16 protein-coding genes are annotated in these 18,799 nt (G+C 71.2%); 4 read left to right on the top strand and 12 right to left on the bottom strand.

What is annotated here, in order from left to right:
* Complete coding sequence (locus tag AB5J50_RS44260; RefSeq protein WP_369264223.1) at positions 1-1,479, top strand: sugar ABC transporter ATP-binding protein; 1,479 nt, start codon at positions 1-3, stop codon at positions 1,477-1,479.
* A 224-nt stretch (positions 1,480-1,703) separates the two neighbouring features.
* Here AB5J50_RS44260 and AB5J50_RS44255 read toward each other — a convergent pair whose 3' ends face one another.
* The 8 genes from AB5J50_RS44255 to AB5J50_RS44220 form a co-directional block, all read right to left on the bottom strand.
* Entirely contained in the window at positions 1,704-2,444 is a 741-nt protein-coding gene (locus AB5J50_RS44255) for an IclR family transcriptional regulator (RefSeq protein ID WP_369264222.1), read from the bottom strand.
* 63 nt (positions 2,445-2,507) lie between these two features.
* Entirely contained in the window at positions 2,508-4,133 is a 1,626-nt protein-coding gene (locus tag AB5J50_RS44250; RefSeq protein ID WP_369264221.1) for a thiamine pyrophosphate-binding protein, read from the bottom strand.
* Between the two features lie 157 nt (positions 4,134-4,290).
* Positions 4,291-6,483, bottom strand: coding sequence for a 3-hydroxyacyl-CoA dehydrogenase NAD-binding domain-containing protein (locus tag AB5J50_RS44245; protein WP_369264220.1), 2,193 nt, complete (start codon positions 6,481-6,483; stop codon positions 4,291-4,293).
* A 47-nt stretch (positions 6,484-6,530) separates the two neighbouring features.
* The gene (locus AB5J50_RS44240; RefSeq protein WP_369264219.1) at positions 6,531-7,745 is read right to left on the bottom strand and encodes an acetyl-CoA C-acetyltransferase; all 1,215 of its coding nucleotides are present in this window, start codon (positions 7,743-7,745) and stop codon (positions 6,531-6,533) included.
* A gap of 48 nt (positions 7,746-7,793) precedes the next feature.
* Positions 7,794-8,936: an acyl-CoA dehydrogenase family protein gene (locus AB5J50_RS44235; RefSeq protein WP_369264218.1), complete on the bottom strand. Its 1,143-nt coding sequence runs from the start codon at positions 8,934-8,936 to the stop codon at positions 7,794-7,796.
* 43 nt (positions 8,937-8,979) lie between these two features.
* Positions 8,980-9,993 (bottom strand): LLM class F420-dependent oxidoreductase, encoded by a 1,014-nt coding sequence (locus AB5J50_RS44230; RefSeq protein ID WP_369264217.1) that lies wholly within the window; start codon positions 9,991-9,993, stop codon positions 8,980-8,982.
* Positions 9,993-11,165: a CaiB/BaiF CoA transferase family protein gene (locus tag AB5J50_RS44225; protein WP_369264216.1), complete on the bottom strand. Its 1,173-nt coding sequence runs from the start codon at positions 11,163-11,165 to the stop codon at positions 9,993-9,995. The genes AB5J50_RS44230 and AB5J50_RS44225 overlap by 1 nt, the downstream gene beginning before the upstream one ends.
* 142 nt (positions 11,166-11,307) lie before the next feature.
* The gene (locus AB5J50_RS44220) at positions 11,308-11,688 is read right to left on the bottom strand and encodes an MmcQ/YjbR family DNA-binding protein (RefSeq protein ID WP_369264215.1); all 381 of its coding nucleotides are present in this window, start codon (positions 11,686-11,688) and stop codon (positions 11,308-11,310) included.
* A gap of 103 nt (positions 11,689-11,791) precedes the next feature.
* On the opposite strand from AB5J50_RS44220, the gene AB5J50_RS44215 reads away from it, so the two are divergent.
* Positions 11,792-12,964, top strand: a complete 1,173-nt coding sequence (locus AB5J50_RS44215; protein ID WP_369264214.1) for a trans-acting enoyl reductase family protein — start codon at positions 11,792-11,794, stop codon at positions 12,962-12,964.
* 96 nt (positions 12,965-13,060) lie between these two features.
* Here AB5J50_RS44215 and mmpA read toward each other — a convergent pair whose 3' ends face one another.
* The 3 genes from mmpA to AB5J50_RS44200 form a co-directional block, all read right to left on the bottom strand.
* A complete protein-coding gene (gene mmpA, locus AB5J50_RS44210) occupies positions 13,061-13,207 on the bottom strand; it encodes a morphogenic membrane protein MmpA (RefSeq protein WP_369264213.1) in 147 nt (48 codons plus the stop codon).
* A gap of 83 nt (positions 13,208-13,290) precedes the next feature.
* On the bottom strand, positions 13,291-13,980 hold the full coding sequence (locus AB5J50_RS44205; protein WP_369264212.1) for an endonuclease V: 690 nt from the start codon (positions 13,978-13,980) through the stop codon (positions 13,291-13,293).
* Positions 13,981-14,104: 124 nt separating this feature from the next.
* Positions 14,105-15,160 (bottom strand): WD40/YVTN/BNR-like repeat-containing protein, encoded by a 1,056-nt coding sequence (locus AB5J50_RS44200; RefSeq protein WP_369264211.1) that lies wholly within the window; start codon positions 15,158-15,160, stop codon positions 14,105-14,107.
* 306 nt (positions 15,161-15,466) lie between these two features.
* Here AB5J50_RS44200 and AB5J50_RS44195 point away from each other — a divergent pair, with 306 nt between their 5' ends.
* Complete coding sequence (locus AB5J50_RS44195) at positions 15,467-15,883, top strand: SsgA family sporulation/cell division regulator (RefSeq protein WP_327435309.1); 417 nt, start codon at positions 15,467-15,469, stop codon at positions 15,881-15,883.
* Between the two features lie 27 nt (positions 15,884-15,910).
* On the opposite strand, the gene AB5J50_RS44190 is transcribed toward AB5J50_RS44195, so the two are convergent.
* Entirely contained in the window at positions 15,911-16,774 is an 864-nt protein-coding gene (locus tag AB5J50_RS44190; protein ID WP_369264210.1) for an isocitrate lyase/phosphoenolpyruvate mutase family protein, read from the bottom strand.
* A gap of 352 nt (positions 16,775-17,126) precedes the next feature.
* Here AB5J50_RS44190 and AB5J50_RS44185 point away from each other — a divergent pair, with 352 nt between their 5' ends.
* Positions 17,127-18,761, top strand: coding sequence for an ABC-F family ATP-binding cassette domain-containing protein (locus AB5J50_RS44185; protein WP_369265678.1), 1,635 nt, complete (start codon positions 17,127-17,129; stop codon positions 18,759-18,761).
* Positions 18,762-18,799 lie beyond the last annotated feature (38 nt).

Raw genomic sequence — 18,799 nt, 5'->3', positions numbered from 1 at the left:
ATGAGCGACGGCGACATGCTCGTGGCACGGGGCCTGGTCAAGTCGTACGGCGGGGTCAGGGCCCTGGACGGAGCGGACATCAGTGTGCGCGGCGGCGAGGTCCACGCGCTGGTCGGCGAGAACGGCGCGGGCAAGTCGACGCTCGTACGAATCCTGTCGGGCACGGTGGCTCCCGACGACGGCACCGTACGGCTCGCGAAGGAGGCGCGGGCCGGTGGAATCGCCGTCGTCTCCCAGGAGTTGAGCCTCTTCCCCGACCTCACCGTCCGCGAGAACCTCTACCCCTACCGCCCGCCCCGCCGCTTCGGCCTGCTCGACCGGGGCGCCATGGACCGCGCCGCCCGCCCGGTCCTCGCCGAGCTCGGCCTCGACGTCGACCCCGGCATGCTCCTCGGCGAACTCCCCCTGGCTGACCGGCAGTTGACGGAGATCGCCCGGGCGCTGCTGCGGCGCCCCAAGATCCTCGTGCTCGACGAGCCGACCTCCGCACTGTCGGCCGCCGCCGTGGACCGCCTCGAACAGGTGCTGCGCACCCTCACCGGGCGGGGCATCGCGGTTCTGTACGTCACCCACTTCCTGGAGGAGGTGATGCGCTTCGCGCAGCGGGTGACCGTGCTGCGGGACGGGCGGGTCGCGCTGGCCGGGGCACGACGGGAGGACGTCGACGTGCCGGAGCTGGTCACGGCGATGCTGGGCGGCCGGCCTCCCCAGCCCCTACGCCGTGCACGCACCGTCGCAGAAGGCCCACCGCCGGTGGTGCTGTCCGAAGTGAGCGTGCCCGGGCGGCTCGCCGACGTCACCTTCACCGTGCGCGCCGGCGAGGTGGTCGGGGTCGCCGGGCTCCAAGGGGCGGGCCATCTCGCCGCGCTGGAGGTGGTGTGCGGGCGTACGGCGATCTCGGCGGGGCGCGTCGACGTGGGCGGGCGGGGGCTGCCGCGCTCCCTGCGCGCCGCCGTCCGCGCGGGCGTCGCGTTCGTCCCCAGCGATCGCAAACGGTACGGGCTGATGGCCGAGCGCATGGTGTGGGAGAACGCGACCGCGGTGAGCTGGCTGGCCCTGGGGCGCGGCGGCGTGCTGCCCTCACGTGCCGAACTGGTGTGCCGAACCGCCGACTTGACCGACCGGCTGCGGCTGCGCGGCGGGCCCTACGACATCGTGGCCCGCCTCTCCGGCGGCAACCAGCAGAAGGTCGTCTTCGCCAAGTGGCTCGCCACCGAGCCCCGCATCGTCGTGCTCGACGATCCGACCCGGGGTGTCGACGTCGGCGTCCGCGCCGAAATGCATCGCATCGTCGGCGAGTTGGCCGCGGGCGGCGCGGCGGTCCTCATCGCTTCGACCGACCTCGCCGAGCTGACCGAGGTGTGCGATCGGGTGCTGGTGTTCGTGCGGGGGCGGATCGTGGGTGAGGTGCACGGGGAGCGGCTCACCGAGCATGCGTTGGCGGTGGCGGTGCAGTCGGGACTGACGCGCCCGGGCTGACCTGGCGGTTTTCGCCCCCGCCGCCCCTACCCGTCCCATCCCGTTCCTGGGGGCTGCGCCCCCAGACCCCCTGGGTTGCGTGTCGGCTGCGGGCGGGTGGGGGCCGTTCGCGCAGTTCCCCGCGCCCCTTAAGGGGCGCGGGGAACTGCGCAGTCTTTTGGGGGTCTGGGGGCGGAGCCCCCAGGGATGGGACGGGTAGGGGCGGCGGGGGCGAGGAAGGTCTGTCAGGCCGACAGTGTGCGGGTCAGAGCCCTGGCCGCCGCACACACCCTCGCCCCGATGCGGTCCACATCCAGACGACGCGTGCCACCGGTGACCGAGATCGCGGCGACCGGCCGCGGCCCACGCCCCCGTTCGTACACGGCCGCGGCGACGGCCGAGACCCCCACCTCGGCCTCCTCCAGATTCACCCCGTACCCGCGGGCGCGCGTCGCGGCAAGGTCGCGAGCGAGCTGCCCCGGCAGCACGAGGGTCCGCGGGGTGAGGCGGGGCAGGGTGAGATGCGGTGGCCGGGGATCGTGGGCGAGGAAGACCTTGCCGGTGGCCGTGCAGTGCGCGGGAAGCCGGCCCCCGGCGCGCGAGACGATCGGGGTGGCGCGGCGGCCGGTGATCTTCTCCAGGAAGAGGGTGTCGGACCCGTCGGGCACGGCGAGGTGCACGTTCTCGTGGGTCTCCTCGTGCAGATCGCCGAGGTAGGGCAGCGCGGCATCCCGCAACTCCCGTGCGGACGGCGCCGATTGACCTAGGACGAAGAGGGCGAGCCCGATCCGGTAGAGGCCTTCGGGGGTGCGCTCGACGAGCCCGAGCCGGACCAGCTCGCCGATCAGGCGGTGCGCGCTCGGTTTGGGCAGCCCGGTGCGCAGTGCCAGCTCGGCAAGGCTCAGCGCACCTTCGGACTCCCCGCAGGCATGCAGCAGCGCCGCCCCGCGCGCGAGCACCGACTTCGGCGCCGGACCGTCCGTCATGGACCGATGGTCGGGTGCATGACGACGGTTGACAAGGTTCCGGTCACTGTGAGTCGGCCACCGCTACCGAAGTGGTATGTCGAGCAGCAGGGGGCGCGCCAACTCCGCCGCTCCGGAGACGAGTTCACGCACGTGGTCCGCGCTCCCCGCCCGCACCGCGTCGATCCCGAAGAACCGCGCCGCCTGCGTGAAGTCGAGTGCGCCCAACTCCGTGCCGGGACAGGGTCCGTGGCCCCCCATCGCCTCGTAGGTGTCCTGAAGTGTGCGGTAGGCGCCGTTGTTCATCACCGCGAACAGCACCGGCGCCGCACAGCGCGCGGCACTCCACAGTCCCTGGAGGCCGAAGAGCGCGCACCCGTCCCCGAGGACGGCTACCACCGGCCGCCCCGGCTCGGCGAGCGCACGGCCGACGGCGGCCCCGATCCCCCAGCCGAGACCGCCGCCGACGGTGTGCGTATAGCTGCCGGGCCGGTCGAGGTGTACGAGCCGGCGCAGCAACAGGCCGACGGTGATGGCCTCTTCGATGACCGCGGCGTCCCGCGGCAGTCCGCGCGCCACGGCGTGGGCCGCGGCCCAGGGCGCGAGCGGCGCGGCGGAGTACGCGGCCCGGGCGGCGGCCTCGGTACGGCCACGCTCGGCCGTGTGCCGCTCGCCCGCGCGCAGCATCCGCGCCTTCGCGGTGTGCGCGGGCACGCGTTCGCGCAGCAGCTCGGCGAGCCGGTCGAGCGAGGGGGCGAGGGCGCCGACGAGTCCGGTGTCGGCTGGGAAGTTGCGGCCGATCTCGTCGGGGTCCGCGTCGAGCTGGACGACGGCGAGGCCGGGCGGCAGCGCCGGTCCGGGGCTGTAGTGGTGCGGGGTGAACGCGTGCGCGCCCGCGATCAGCACGGTGTCGTACGGGGCGAGCGCGGCACGGATCGCGTCGTGGCGCGGCGGCAGCATGCCGGCGTACAGGGGGTGTGTGGTCGGGAAGTTCAGGCAGTCGGCCATCGGCTGGTGGTGCACGGGGGCGCCACAGGTCTCCGCCACGCGCACCAGCGCCGGGACAGCGTTGTCGCGGCCCACTCCGTCCCCGGCGACGATCACGGGGCGGGCGGCCCCGCCGAGCAGGAAGGCGGCGCGCTCCAGACCGACGGCCGGCCCCGTACGGGGTGTTGGCGTAGGAGGCGGAACCTCGACCTCGGTGTCCTCGGTCAGCAGGTCCATCGGTACGGAGAGGAACACCGGGCCCGCGGGCGGCCGTACGGCAAGGGCGAAGGCACGGCGCACGGCGAGCGGCAGGTCACGGGCGTGCTGGACGTCGACGGCCGCCTTGACCGCAGGGCGGGCCAGCCCGAGGAGGTCGCCCGACAGCATGGGGTCCTGCTGGAGGTGGCGGCGGTCCTGCTGGCCCGCCATCACCACCAAAGGGGTGCGTGAGCGGCGGGCGTTGAGCAGGCCGATGAGCCCGTTGGCGAGCCCGGCCGCGATGTGCAGGCTGACGAAGGCGGGCCGCCCGGTCGCGCGGGCGTATCCGTCGGCCATGGAGACGACGGCGCCCTCGTGGATGCCGAGGACGTACTCGGGCGCGCCCTCGGCGTCCACGAGGGCGGCCAGGAACGGCAGTTCGGTGGTGCCGGGGTTGCCGAAGACGCGGTCCACGCCCTCGCCGCGCAGGATGTCCAGCAGGGCGAGGGCGGGGCGGCGACCCATGGGAGCTCCTCGGTGGGGACGAGAACCGGTTCGCGGGTCAGCGTCCGGTCCCGCCCCCCGAGGAGCAAGCCCTGCATGTCACTCAGCGATACGTGACCACATACGGCTCAGCGGCAGTCCGCCGGCCGGATCACTTCGCGTCGCTGAACGTCGCGCCCTAGTTGTCGCTGAACTTCTCGCCCTTCTCCGCCTTCTCCACGAGCAGCGCGGGCGGCGTGAACCGCTCCCCGTAGCGCTCGGCGAGTTCACGCGCGCGTGCCACGAACCCGGGCAGCCCGGCACCTGCCCCGGCGCCGCCGTCGTATCCGTTGATGTACTGGAGGACACCGCCGGTCCAGCCGGGGAAGCCGATGCCGAAGATGGATCCGATGTTGGCGTCGGCGACGGAGGTCAGTACGCCTTCCTCCAGGAGCCGGACGGTGTCCAGCGCCTCGGAGAAGAGCATGCGCTCCTGCATGTCCTTGAAGGGGATCTCGTGGCCCGGCTTGGCGAAGTGTTCGCGCAGGCCCGGCCACAGCTTGCCGCGCTTGCCGTCCTCGCCGTACTCGTAGAAGCCCGCGCCTCCGCTGCGGCCGGTGCGGCCGAACTCGTCGACCATGCGGTCGATGACCGCCTCCGCCGGGTGCGTCTGCCAGGTGCCGCCCGCCTCCTCGACGGCCTGCTTGGACTCCTTGCGGATCTTGCGCGGCAGGGTGAGCGTGAGCTCGTCCATCAGGGAGAGGACCTTGGCGGGGTAGCCGGCCTGGGCGGCGGCCTGCTCGACGGACGCGGGCTCGATGCCTTCGCCGACCATGGCGACGCCCTCGTTGATGAAGTGCCCGATGACACGGGAGGTGAAGAAGCCGCGCGAGTCGTTGACGACGATCGGGGTCTTCTTGATCTGCCGTACGAGGTCGAAGGCGCGCGCCAGTGCCTCGTCGCCGGTCCGCTCGCCCTTGATGATCTCGACGAGCGGCATCTTGTCGACGGGTGAGAAGAAGTGCAGCCCGATGAAGTCGTCCTGCCGCTCGACGCCCTCGGCGAGCGCGGTGATCGGCAGGGTCGAGGTGTTGGAGCACAGCAGCGCGTCCGGCTCGACGATGTTCTGGATCTCCTGGAACACCTTGTGCTTGAGCGCCGTGTCCTCGAAGACGGCCTCGATCACGGCGTCGCAGCCGGCCAGGTCGTTCGGGTCGGCGGTGGGCGTGATGCGGGCGAGGAGGGCGTCGGCCTTGTCCTGGCTGGTACGTCCCCTGGAGACGGCCTTGGCGCAGAGCTTCTCGGAGTAGGCCTTGCCCTTGGCCGCCGCATCCGCGGACACGTCCTTGAGGACGACGTCGATGCCCGCGCGGGCGCACGAGTAGGCGATGCCTGCGCCCATCATCCCGGCGCCGAGGACGGCGACCTTGCGGACCTGGCGGGGCTCGATGCCCTTGGGCCGGTTGGCGCCGGAGTTGACCGCCTGGAGGTCGAAGAAGAACGCCTGGATCATGTTCTTCGAGGTCTGCCCGGTGACCAGCTCGGTGAAGTAGCGCGCCTCGATGATCAGCGCGGTCTCGAAGTCGACCTGGGAGCCCTCGACGGCCACCGCCATGATGTTGCGCGGGGCCGGGTAGGGCGCGCCGTTCAGCTGCTTCCTCAGGTTGGCCGGGAAGGCGGGGAGGTTGGCGGCGAACTTCGGGTTCGACGGCGTACCGCCCGGGATCCGGTAGCCCGGCTTGTCCCAGGGCTGCTGCGACTCGGGGTTGGCGTCGATGAAGGCGTGCGCCTTGGCGAGCATCTCCTCGGGGGTGGCCGCCACTTCGTGGACGAGACCGTTCTCCAGGGCCCGCTGCGGCGAGTACTGGGTGCCCTGGAGCAGCACCTTCAGGAGGGCGTCCGTGATGCCCATCAGGCGGACGGTGCGGGTGACACCGCCGCCGGCGGGCAGCAGGCCGAGGGTGACCTCGGGAAGGCCGATCTTGGAGCCGGGCGCGTCGAGGGCGACGCGGTGGTGGGAGGCGAGGGCGATCTCGTAGCCGCCGCCGAGTGCCGCGCCGTTGATGGCGGCGACGACCGGCTTGCCGAGGGTCTCGATGCGGCGCAGGCAGGACTTGATGGCCGTACCGAACTCGAAGACCTGCTGGGCGTCCTCCGGGCCTGCCTTGATCATGTCCTTGAGGTCGCCGCCCGCGAAGAAGGTCTTCTTCGCTGAGGCGTAGATGATGCCGCGGATGGTGTCCTTCTCGGCCTCGGCGCGGTCGGCGATCGCCGCGATCGAGTCCTTGAAGGCCTGGTTCATGGTGTTGGCGGACTGGTTGGGGTCGTCGAGGACGAGGGTGACGACGCCTGTCTCGTCCTGTTCCCAGCGGATGGTGGTGCTCTCGGTCATGAGGAGGGTCTCCGGTCTCCGTTGAAGTCTGATGGTCCGCTGGGGAGTTACAGGCGCTCGATGATGGTCGCGATACCCATGCCGCCGCCCACGCACAGCGTGGCGAGGCCGTAGCGCTTGTCCTGGCGCTCCAGTTCGTCGATGAGGGAGCCGAGGATCATCGCGCCGGTGGCTCCGAGCGGGTGGCCGAGCGCGATGGCGCCGCCGTTGACGTTGACCTTGTCCAGGGACAGGCCCATGTCCCGCGCGTAGCGCAGGACGACGGCCGCGAAGGCTTCGTTGATCTCGACGAGGTCGATGTCGTCGATGGTCAGCCCGGCCTTGGCGAGCGCCTTGCGGGTCGCGGGCGCGGGGCCGGTGAGCATGATGGTGGGCTCGGAGCCGGAGACGGCCGCGGAGACGATCCGCGCGCGCGGAGTGATGCCGTAGCGCTCGCCGACCTCCTTCGAGCCGATGGCGACGAGCGACGCGCCGTCCACGATGCCGGACGAGTTGCCCGCGTGGTGGACGTGGTCGATCTCCTCGACCCAGTGGTACTTCTGCAGGGCCACGGCGTCGAAGCCGCCCAGCTCGCCGATGTCGGCGAACGACGGCTTCAGCTTGGCGAGCGAGTCGGCGGTCGTGCCGGGGCGCATGTGCTCGTCGTGGTCGAGGACGACGAGTCCGCTGCGGTCCTTCACGGGGACGACGGACTTCTCGAAACGCCCGTCCTTCCAGGCGGCGGCAGCGCGCTCCTGGGACAGGGCCGCGTACTCGTCGACGTCACGCCGCGAGAAGCCCTCGATGGTGGCGATGAGGTCGGCGCCGATGCCCTGCGGTGCGAAGTTGGTGGCGATGTTGGTCATCGGGTCGGCGAACCAGGCGCCGCCGTCCGAGGCCATCGGTACCCGGGACATCGACTCGACGCCGCCCGCGAGCACCAGGTCCTCCCAGCCGGAACGGACCTTCATCGCTGCCAGGTTGACGGCTTCCAGGCCCGAGGCACAGAAGCGGTTCTCCTGGACTCCCGCGACCGTGTCGGGCAGTCCGGCGGCGATCGCGGCGATCCGGGCGATGTCGGAGCCCTGGTCGCCGACCGGGCCCACGACGCCGAGCACGATGTCGTCGATCGCCGCCGGGTCGAGCCCGGGGAAGCGGCGCTGGATCTCGTGGATGAGTCCGACGACCAGGTCGATGGGCTTCGTGCCGTGCAGGGCGCCGTTCGCCTTGCCGCGGCCGCGCGGGGTGCGGATCGCGTCGTACACGTACGCTTCGGTGCTCACTGGTATGCCTTTCAGGAGAGCTGGGAGGGCTGAGCCGGGCTGGGAGGGTCAGCCCAGCAGGGAACGGCCGATGATCTCCTTCATGATCTCGGTGGTCCCGCCGTAGATGGTCTGGATACGGCCGTCGGTGAAGGCCCTGGCGACGCGGTACTCCGTCATATAGCCGTAGCCTCCGTGCAGTTGGAGACAACGGTCAGCTACCCGCTTCTGCAGCTCGGTGGACCACCACTTGGCCATCGAGGCGTGCACTGCGTCGAGTTCCCCGTTCGAGTGATCGACGATGCAGCGGTCGAGGAACGTCCGGGTGACGGCGCACTCGGTGGCCATCTCGGCTATCTCGAAGCGGATGTGCTGGAGCTTGGAGAGCGGCCGTCCGAAGGCCTCGCGCTCCTTGACGTACTCGGTCGTGATCTCCAGCAGGTACTCGGCGGCGGCGATCCCGGCGACGGCGATGCCCATGCGCTCCTGCGCGAGGTTCGTCATGAGGTGGACGAAGGCGCCGTTCAGCTCGCCGAGGAGGTTCTCCTTGGGCACGCGTACGTCGTTGAAGAACAGCTCGGCGGTGTCCTGCGACTTCTGGCCGATCTTGTCGAGGTTGCGGCCGCGCTCGAAGCCCTCCGTGCCGCGCTCGACGACGAGCAGGGAGAGCCCGTGAGCGCCGCCTTCGGGTGTCGTCTTCGCGACCACGATCACGAGGTCGGCGAGGATGCCGTTCGAGATGAAGGTCTTCGAGCCGTTGAGCAGCCAGTGGTCGCCCTGGTCCTCGGCATGGGTCTTGATGCCCTGGAGGTCGGATCCGGCGCCGGGCTCGGTCATGGCGATCGCCGTGATCAGCGAGCCGTCGCAGAATCCGGGCAGCCAGCGCCGCTTCTGTTCCTCGGTCGCCAGGTCCGTCAGATACGGCCCGATGATGTCGTTGTGCAGCCCGAGGGCGAGCCCGGGGGCGCCCGCGCGCGTGAACTCCTCGGCGAGAACGGCGCTGTAGCGGAAGTCGGCGTTGCCGCCGCCTCCGTACTCCTCGGGCACGGCGAGCCCGAGCAGCCCCTGCTTCCCTGCCGCCCGCCAGGCGTCGCGCGAGACGATGCCGTCCTTCTCCCACTGCTCGTAGTGGGGCAGTACTTCCTTGGCGAGGAAGGTGCGCACGGTCTCGCGGAACGCGTCGTGCTCGGCGGTGAAGATCTGCCGCTTCATGCGGGAAACGCCTTCCTGGAGTTCATTTGCGGGCAAGCCCCTCTCAGAGCCAGCTCTTGACGGTTTCGATCAGCCTGGCGGGTTCCGGTCCGACGGGAATGACGTTGAGCATCGTCACTCCGGCCGCCCGGAAGGCCTCGACACGCTCGCGGACGTAACTCTTCGGCCCGCACAGCGACATGAGCTCGCAGAACTCGTCCGGCACGGCGGCCTCGGCCTCCTTCTTCCGGCCGGACAGATACAGGTCCTGGATCAGCCGGGCTTCCTTCTCGTAGCCGTACGCCACCGCGAGGTCGTTGTAGAAGTTCTTGCCGGGCGCGCCCATGCCCCCTACGTAGAGGGCGATTTTGGGTCGCGCGAGGTCACGTACGGCCGCCGCGTCCTCGCCTATGGCGAGCAGTCCGCCGGCGACGGTCTGGAGCGGGCCGAGTTCCGGGTCCCGGCGCGCGGCGCCCTCCGCGAGCGGCGCACCCCAGACCTGGTGGGCCTTCTCGGGGATGAACAGGGTGGGCAGCCAGCCGTCGGCGAGTTCGGCGGTCATGCGGACGTTGGCGGGGCCCAGAGAGGCGACGTACAGGGGCACTTCGGGCCGTACGGGCTTGGTGAGGATCTTCAGGGGCTTGCCCAGGCCGCCGGGGCGCGGCATGTCGGTGATGCCGTGGTGGTCGATGACCTCGCGGCGCAGGATACGACGGGTCAGCTCGATGACCTCGCGTGTCCGGCCCAGGGGCTTGTCGTACGCCTTCCCGTGCCAGCCCTCGACGACCTGCGGGCCGGAGGCGCCCAGGCCGATGATGGCGCGGCCTCCGGAGACCGCGTCGAGCCCGGCGGCGGTCTGCGCGATCAGGGCGGGGGTGCGCGAGTAGACGTTGAGGATCGCGGCGCCGATCGTCATGCGCTCGGTGCGGGCGGCCAGATAGCCCATGATCGTGGGCGCGTCGAAGCCGTAGGCCTCCGCGACCCAGACGGCGTCCAGGCCCGCGGACTCGAGGGCGGCGACGTCATCGGCGGCGCGGCGCGGGTCGCCCGCGTAGTCGAGCGGGAGGGAGAGCTGCATCAGGCGCCGTCCTTCATCGGATCGCTGGCTTTCATCGGGTCGCTGTCGTTCAGAAGGCGGGGTACGCCCCAGTCGCGGGCCACGTCCACGGTGTCGGCGCCCGGCTGGGCGGGGCCGGTGCGGACGTCGGTGTGGGTGACGGAGAAGCGGGGCGCGGGGGCCGGCTGGGTGATGCCGCCGTGGTCGACGAAGGTGCCGCGGGCGGCGAGATGCGGGTGGGCGGGCGCCTCGCGCAGCGACAGGACGGGTGCCACGCACGCGTCGGAGCCTTCGAAGACCGCGGTCCACTCGTCTCTCGTACGGGTCTTGAAGCGGGCGGCGACCGTCTCGCGCAGCTCGCCCCAGCGGGCCAGGTCCTTGCGGGCCGAGGCCAGTTCGCCGATGCCGAGCAGTTCGGCGAACTCGGCGTAGAACTGCTGTTCCAGGGCGCCGACCGCCATGTACTGCCCGTCAGCCGTCTCGTACGTCCCGTAGTACGGGCAGCCGCCGTCCAGGAGGTTGGCGCCGCGCCGGTCCTGCCATCCGCCGGCGGCGAGCATGCCGTGGATCATCGCGGCGAGGTGTGCGGCGCCGTCGACGATGGCCGCGTCCACGACCTGTCCCGCTCCGGTCGCGCGTGCGTGGTGGAGTGCGGCGAGGACGCCGACGACGAGATAGAGCGAGCCGCCCGCGTAGTCACCGACCAGGTTCGCGGGGACCGTGGGCGGCTCGTCCGGCCGGCCGATCATGCCGAGGGTGCCGGTGAGGGCGATGTACGCGATGTCGTGCCCGGCACGCTGGGCGAGCGGACCTTCCTGGCCCCAGCCGGTCATGCGCCCGTAGACGAGCTTCGGGTTGCGGGCATGGCAGGTCCCGGGGCCCACGCCGAGGCGCTCGGCGACGCCGGGGCGGTAGCCCTCGATGAGGATGTCGGCGCGGTCGACCAGGTCAAGGACGCTTTCCTGGCCGCTCTCGGTCTTCAGGTCGAGGATCACGGACCGCTTGTTGCGATTGGTGACGTCGTACTCCGGGTTGATCGCGAGCCCTGCGCCGCCGGGCCGGTCCACTCGGACGACATCCGCGCCCAGGTCGGCGAGGAGCATGGCGGCGAACGGGCCGGGACCGATGCCCGCCAGCTCGACCACGCGCACCCCGGCGAGCGGGCCGTGTCCTGGCGTCCCTGCCACTGCCATCAAGCCCCCAGCACTGTGACACTACTGATGTGACATCAGCGATGTTAAGAACGTGTTCCACATCGGGCAAGCCCTTAACGAGCAAGCGCTTAGTTAAATTCCGGTCGGCGGATGGTGACGAAACGGGCCAGAACGGGCCGTGTCAACGCTCGTCGAGCTCGGCGATCAGCTTCTTCGGCGCGATGGTCCGATAGCTCTCCTCGACCCAGTCGCACAGCAGCTCCGCGGCCGGAGCGCCCCGCTCCGCCAGGGGTATGCGCACCCAGCCGGACTTGCCCAGGCCGTACCCGGCGGGCTCGGCGCCGGGAGAGGTGAGGGCGTGGGCGTGGGCGGCGTCGTCCTTGAGCTTCAGGGTGACGCCCAGCGGATAGCTGCCGTCGTCGACTCCGAGGAAGACGAACACCTTCTTGTTCACCTTCGCGACGGTCTCGCCCCAGGGAAACTCCTCCGCGGCGCCGGGCAGGCCGAGGGCGAACTCGCGCACCTTCTCCCACTTTTTCAGGGCGTTCTTCGGCACGGCCACGGCTACCTCCGACCTCTTCGTCCGACCTCATCGTCCGGCTGCTCGTACCTCACGCTAGCCTCAGCCACCGACAACGGCGCTTCGCGCACGGCTGAGGGGTGTCATGAGCAGGCTGAACGGGACGGATCGCGCGTACGACATCGTGCTTTTCGGAGCCACCGGGTTCGTCGGGGAACTCACGGCGGAGTATCTCGCCGCCCACGCGCCCGAGGGGCTGCGCTGGGCGATCGCGGGGCGGAGTGCGGAGAAACTGGAGCGGCTGCGCGAGCGGCTGTCCGGCGCCCCGGGGGTACTCCGGGCGGACGTGGCCGATCCGGAGTCGCTGCGTGAACTCGCCCGGCACGCGCGCGTGGTGGCCACGACGGTCGGGCCGTACATCACGTACGGCGAGGAGCTGGTGGCCGCCTGCGCGGACGCCGGGACCGACTACGTGGACCTCACCGGTGAGCCCGAGTTCGTGGACCTGATGTACGTCCGGCACGACGCCCGGGCGCGGGAGACGGGGGCGCGGCTCGTGCACGCCTGCGGCTTCGACTCGATTCCGCACGACCTGGGCGCGTACTTCACCGTGCGGCAGCTTCCCGAGGGGGTGCCGCTGAGGGTCGACGGATTCGTGCGCTCCCAGGCGATGTTCTCGGGCGGCACCTTCGCCTCGGCGCTCAACCAGTTCGCGCGCGGGCGGCACATGCTCGCCGCGGCGCGGGACCGCAAACGCCATGAGCCGCGTCTGATGGGGCGGCGGGCCGTGGCGCCGCTGAGCGCTCCGCGGTTCGCCAAGGAGGTCGGGGCGTGGGCGCTGCCGCTGCCCACGATCGACGCTCAGGTGGTCCAGCGGTCCGCGCGGGCCCTGGAACGGTACGGGCCCGACTTCCGCTACCGCCACTACGCGGCCGTCGAGCGGCTGCCGATCGCCGTGGGCGGGGTCGCGGCGGTGGGCGCGGTCTTCGCGGCGGCTCAACTGCCGCCCGCGCGCCGCTGGTTGTCCGACCGGATCAAGCCCGGGGACGGGCCGAGTGCCTCGCGGCGGGCGAAGAGCTGGTTCTCGGTGCGGTTCGTGGGCGAGGGCGGTGGACGCCGCGTCTTCACCGAGGTCGCGGGCGGCGACCCGGGCTACGACGAGACCGCCAAGATGCTCGCCGAGTCGGCCCTGTCCCTCGCCTTCGACGACCTGCCGAAGACGTCCGGGCAGGTCACGCCGGCGGTGGCCATGGGAGACGCTCTGATGGAGCGCCTGCGCGAGGCGGGGATCACGTTCCGGGTGGCGGCTGTCCTGTAGTCGGGTGGTCCGGACAGTCGGGGTGGTCCGGACAGTCGGGGTGGTGCGGGTGGCCGGGATGATCCGGGCGGCCGGGATGGTCGAGGTAGTCGTACCTCAGGACGACCATCCCGTGACCGTGTAGATCATCCCGCCTATCCAGGCGAGTCCGGCGATCACGGCGAGGACCAGTGCGGCCAACACGGCGCGCTCGACGGGCTGGGCGGGGTGGGCGGCGGTCTTCGGGGCACGGTGCGTCGTCATGCGGCACAGCCTGCCGATCATGACGGTGGAGCCACATCCGTACAGGTACTCAGAACACGTACTCAGTCAACGGATGAGGACCATCACGGGGTTGCCTCCTGGAGGGCCCGCCTGCAGAGGGAGTCCGCACGTCGGGTGGACTCCGGGAGGCGGTACTTCGGGGTGAGCGCGAGCGTGTGCGCGCACGCGTTGTCGAGGCTCACCCGGTGGCCGACGGACACGAACACCGGCTTGACGCCGTCCTGGGTGCGCAGCGCGCGGCCGACCTCGTCCTCGCCGGAGACCAGTGCGGACGCGCTGCCGCGCCGGGTGCCCGGCTCCTCGTACGAGAAGGTGAAGGGGTTCTTGGCGACCCCGATCGTGGGCAGCCCGGTGAGGACCCCGAGGTGGCTGGCGAGGCCGAAGCGGCGCGGATGAGCGAGGCCGTAGCCGTCGCAGACGACCAGGCCGGGGGCGCAGGGCAGGGCGTCGAGTGCGGCCAGGACGGCCGGGATCTCACGGAAGGCGAGCAGGCCGGGAACGTACGGGAAAGAGACCTGGCCGACGGCGGTGGCCTCGGCGACGACGTCGAGGGTCGCCGCGTCGAGCACGACGGCCGCCGCCACGACGAGGTCCCGCTCGTCGTCGTACGCGACGTCGACCCCCGCCACCCGGCCGGTGCCGGGCGGTGGCCCCGGTTCGTCGAGCACCACCCGCTCCCGCAACTCGTCCTGTACGGCACGGGCTTGCTCTTCGGTGGCGGGCCAGCCCGCGGGAATCCTTACGGTCGTCATGGTGGGGACGAGCCTAGGGGGCCACGGAGCAGGGCGATCGGCCAGGGCGGGCTCGCGATCATGTTCGCCCGCCCGGGCCCGACATACGTTCCCGCGCGGGAATCACCCTTCCGCGGGATCACCGTCAGCGCTCCAGGCGGGCCACCCGTCCCTTCTCGCCGGAGGCCCAGCAGCCCAGGTCGGGGGTGCAGTCCACGGTGTCGTACGAGCCGGTGTCGAGGGTGCGCCAGGTGCGGCCGCCGTCCGTCGTCAGGTCGGTGCCGGTGGGGCCGACGGCGAGCGCGGCGGTACGGCTGTGCGGGAGCCAGGTGACACCGGAGCGATAGGCGGGCGGGGGCTGGGCGGCGGGTGTCCAGGTGCGGCCGCCGTCGGGGGTGAGGACCGCGGCCTGGGGTGAGGCCTGGTCGGCGCGGTAGTCGCCGCCGACCGCGAGGCCGTGGGTGGGGTCACGGAAGGCGAGGGCGAAGACGCCGCGCGCCGGGTCGCCGGCCGGGATCGGCGTGTCGGTGGCCGTCCAGGTCAGTCCACGGTCCGAGGAGTGCAGCACACGCGCGCGTGCACCCCCGCCGGTGGCCAGCCACACATCACGAGGCCCCGAGCTGACCAGGCACTGCCCGCTGGCCGCGAAGCCCGCCTCGCCGTCCTGAGCTGCGGGCATCCCGTCACTGGGCAGCACCTTCCAGGAGCGGCCGCCGTCACTGGTGGACAGGATGCGGAACTTGCCGTCCACGGGGTCGCTCATCGCCAGTCCGTGGCGCCGGTCGAAGAACGTGAGGCAGTCGTAGAAGGCCTTCGCGTCGGTGTTGCGGAACGACTCCGTCCAGGTGGCGCCGCCGTCGTCCGTCCGGAAGACACGGGAGTCCTCGCCCTCACCGATGGCGAGGACCACGGCGCGCCGCGCGTCGAACGCCTCGATGTCACGGAATTCCAGGTCCGCCGCCCCGGGCGGCGAGACGTTCCCCCAGTTCGCGCCGCCGTCGGTGGTGCGCAGCACGGTGCCCTTGGAGCCGGCCACCCAGGCCGTGTCCCGGCTGACGGCCGAGAGTCCGCGGAACCGTACGTCCGTGCCGCTGTCCTTGAGCTCCCAGTGGGCCGCCTTCCCCGCCTCGTGTGCCTGCGCGGGTGATGCCGCCGTCAGCGCGGTGGCGAGCGCGGCCGCGCACAGTCCCACGGTGACCATCCGACTCGTACGTCTCGTCTTCCCCAAGCCCCTCATGGCGGGCGAAGCTAGCCCACTCCCCCTGCGCCGTCCAGATGGCGTCCTCCGGGAACCTCGGGGCATCGACTGAGTGTCCTCTCGGATGTCCGGAGAGCACGGGACGAGAAGTGGATCACTACAGGGATCACCGGGATCACCCCAGTGAAGGGACTCGGTGACAGAGGTCACTCGGGTTTCAGGTGCACGCAGTGGCTCATTTCTTCGTCTCTTCATGTGACCGGCCTCATCCGCCCGGAGTTCGTCCAGCCGTCACAAGGGAGCAAGGCGTTGTCCACCGTCATCGAGCAGCCCGTAGAGGCCCGCCTCGTCGCCGCCGCGCCGCGGATGCCGAGCATTCCCGCAACGCTCCACTACGACCGGAGCGATCCCTTCGCCGTCTGTATGACCTTCCCGGCCCCGGCCACGCTGGAGGGCGTCGACGTGTGCTGGACCTTCGCGCGCGAGCTGCTCACGTCCGGGCTGGAGGAGGCCGTGGGCTGGGGCGACGTCCGGGTGCGGCCGTACGGCTACGACCGCACCGTCCTGGAGTTCCACGCCCCCGAGGGCACCGCCGTGGTGCATGTGCGCTCGGGCGAGGTGCGACGCTTCCTGCAGCGCACGACGGACCTGGTGCCCGTCGGTCTGGAGCACCTCCACGTGGACCTGGACCACGATCTGGCGGAGCTCATGCGGGGCACGTGCTGAGCGCCCCTGCTGAGCGGCGTACCGCCCTCAGCTGCTCCTGCCCATCAGGGTGTTGAGCTCGCCGTAGTCGAGCCCGTCGGTCAGCGAGTCGTAGGTCCCCGCGTCCAGCAGCTCCCGCGCGGCACGGTGGACCAGGGCGTGTGCGGCCTGCGCGATGCCCGAACCCGCGCTGATCCGGGCCACTCCGAGCGCGGCCAGCTCGGCGACGGACGGTGCGCCGGGGCCCACCAGTACGTTCAGCGGGCCCTCGATGCCCTCGACGAGTGTCTTGACGGTCACCGGATCGACGGCCCCGGGGACGAAGACACCGTCGGCTCCGGCTGCCAGGAACGCGGCCGCCCGCTCCAGGATCTCCTCGATCTTGCCCGCGCCGCGCAGATACGTGTCGATGCGGGCGTTGATGTACAGCGGCACCCCGGCCGCGTCGGCGGCCGCGCGGGCCGCCGCGATGCGCTCCGCCTGCTCGGCGACCGGCCGCAGCGGCGCGCCACCGCCCTCGTCGCCATAGAGCGCGTCTTCGATGTTCACGCCCACGGCACCGGCCGCGAGCACCGCACGGACCGTGTCCGCGACGCCCTGCGCGTCCTGAGCGTAACCACTCTCGATGTCCGCGCTGACGGGCACCCGTACCGCGGCGACGATCCGCCCCACGACACCGAGAGCCGCATCCCTGTCGAGCCGGTCCCCGTCCGCCGTCCCCAGCCCCCACGCGAGCCCCGCACTGGTCGTCGCCACCGCGGCCGCGCCCGCCCCTTCGACGATCCGGGCACTCGCCGCGTCCCACGCGTTCGGCAGGACGAGCGGATGTCCGGGCACGTGCAGGGCACGGAAGGCGAGAGCGGTTCCGCGCAGGGAATCGGGGTTCGTGCGGAGGGAATCAGGGTTTGTCATGGGGGTGAGCCAAGCATGGAGCGGGGTGGGGGGCTGGCAGGAAATCGACATGTACGTGAGGGAGGAACGCGGGCAGCGGGCGTTAATCCTTTGACAGGGTTCAGGGCCGTTCCTACGGTGTACAGCGGTCCTGTTGCCGTCGATTGGAGAAGGACGTTGCTCGTCTGAGGTCTGAGACACCGCGTCACACACAGCCGCCTCTTCCTGGCTTTCGTGTGCGCAGCGTGCGACCTCGGCGTATGAGCCGTCCTCCGGTGCGGGGCCTTCTTGCTGCCCTCCTGACTGGATCGTCGTCACCTCGCGGTGTCCCGAACGCGTGCCCCTGACCGCATCCAGCAACCGCGAGGCCTTCATGTCAGCCTTTCCCACCTCCATCACCTGTACCTCCCTCTCCTTCACCTGGCCGGACGGCACCGCCGTCTTCGACGGCCTCCAAGTCGCCTTCGGCCCCGCCAGGACCGGGCTCGTCGGCGTCAACGGATCAGGAAAGTCCACCCTGTTGAAGCTGATCGCCGGGGAACTCACCCCGGCCGACGGCACGGTCCGGGTCGCGGGCGAGGTCGGTTACCTGCCGCAGAACGTCACCCTCGACACCGGTCTGCGCGTCGACGAGGCGCTCGGCATCGCCGCCACCCGCGCCGCGCTGCACGCCATCGAGGCGGGCGACGTGGCCCAGGCGCACTTCGACCTCGTCGGCGACGACTGGGACGTCGAGGAGCGGGCGCTGGCGACGCTCGGCGAACTCGGGCTCGGGCACATCGAGTTGGACCGCACGATCGGTGAAGTCTCCGGTGGCGAGTCGGTGCTGCTCCGCCTGGCCGCGCTCCTGCTGCGCCGGCCCGACGTACTGCTGCTGGACGAACCGACCAACAACCTCGACCTGTACGCACGGCGGCGGCTCTACGCGGCCGTCGAAGCCTGGTCCGGGGTCATGGTCGTGGTCAGCCACGACCGGGAACTCCTGGATCTGGTCGACCAGATCGCGGATCTGCGCTCCGGAGAGGTCACCTGGTACGGCGGCAACTTCTCCGCGTACGAGGAGGTGCTCGCCGGCGAGCAGGAGGCGGCGGAGCGCATGGTGCGCGTCGCCGAGGCCGACCTGAAGAAGCAGAAGCGCGAACTGGTCGACGCGCAGGTGAAGTTGGCCCGGCGCAAGCGGTACGGCCAGAAGATGTTCGAGCAGAAGCGGGAGCCGAAGATCGTCATGGGGACGCGCAAACGCGCGGCCCAGGAATCCGCGGGCAAGCACCGCATCATGCACGAGGAGAAGCTCGCCGACGCGAAGGAGCGTCTGGACGACGCGGTGGAGGCCGTACGGGACGACGACGAGATCCGCGTCGACCTGCCGTACACGGCCGTGCCGCCGGGCCGCACCGTACTCACTCTGGAGAAACTGGAGTTGCGGTACGGCGCGCGCGTGGACGGCGTGTTCGAGCTGCGCGGGCCCGAGCGGATCGCGCTGATCGGGCGCAATGGCGCGGGCAAGACCACGTTGCTGCGGACGATCCACGGGGAGCTGGACGCGGTGTCCGGCGACGCGCGGGTCCATGTGCCGTTGCGTTTCCTGCCGCAGCGGCTCGATGTGCTCGACGACGAGCGGACGGTCGCCGAGAACGTGGCCCACTACGCGCCGGCCGCCACCAACAACCGGATCCGGGCGCGCCTGGCCCGCTTCCTGTTCAAGGGGGCGAAGGCCGACCAGCGCGCGGCGACGCTCTCCGGCGGCGAGCGCTTCCGGGCGGCGCTGGCGGCGCTGCTGCTGGCCGAGCCCGCACCGCAGCTCCTGATGCTCGACGAGCCGACGAACAACCTCGACATGGCGAGCGTCCGGCAGCTCACGACGGCCTTGGACTCCTACGAGGGGGCGCTGATCGTCGCCAGCCACGACGTGCCCTTCCTGGAGTCGATCGGAATCACGCGGTGGCTGCTCCTGGAAGGAGGAGAACTGAAAGAAATCACGCCGGAAGCTGTCGGGTATCCCTCATAGCGCTGGGCCTGGGGGACGCCTAGCGTCTGATTCGGGGG

This window comes from Streptomyces sp. R35 (assembly GCF_041053035.1).
Taxonomy (GTDB): Bacteria; Actinomycetota; Actinomycetes; order Streptomycetales; family Streptomycetaceae; genus Streptomyces; species Streptomyces lutosisoli.
The sequence above is the reverse complement of the archived record's forward strand: the minus strand, read 5'-3'. Positions and strand labels throughout refer to the sequence as shown.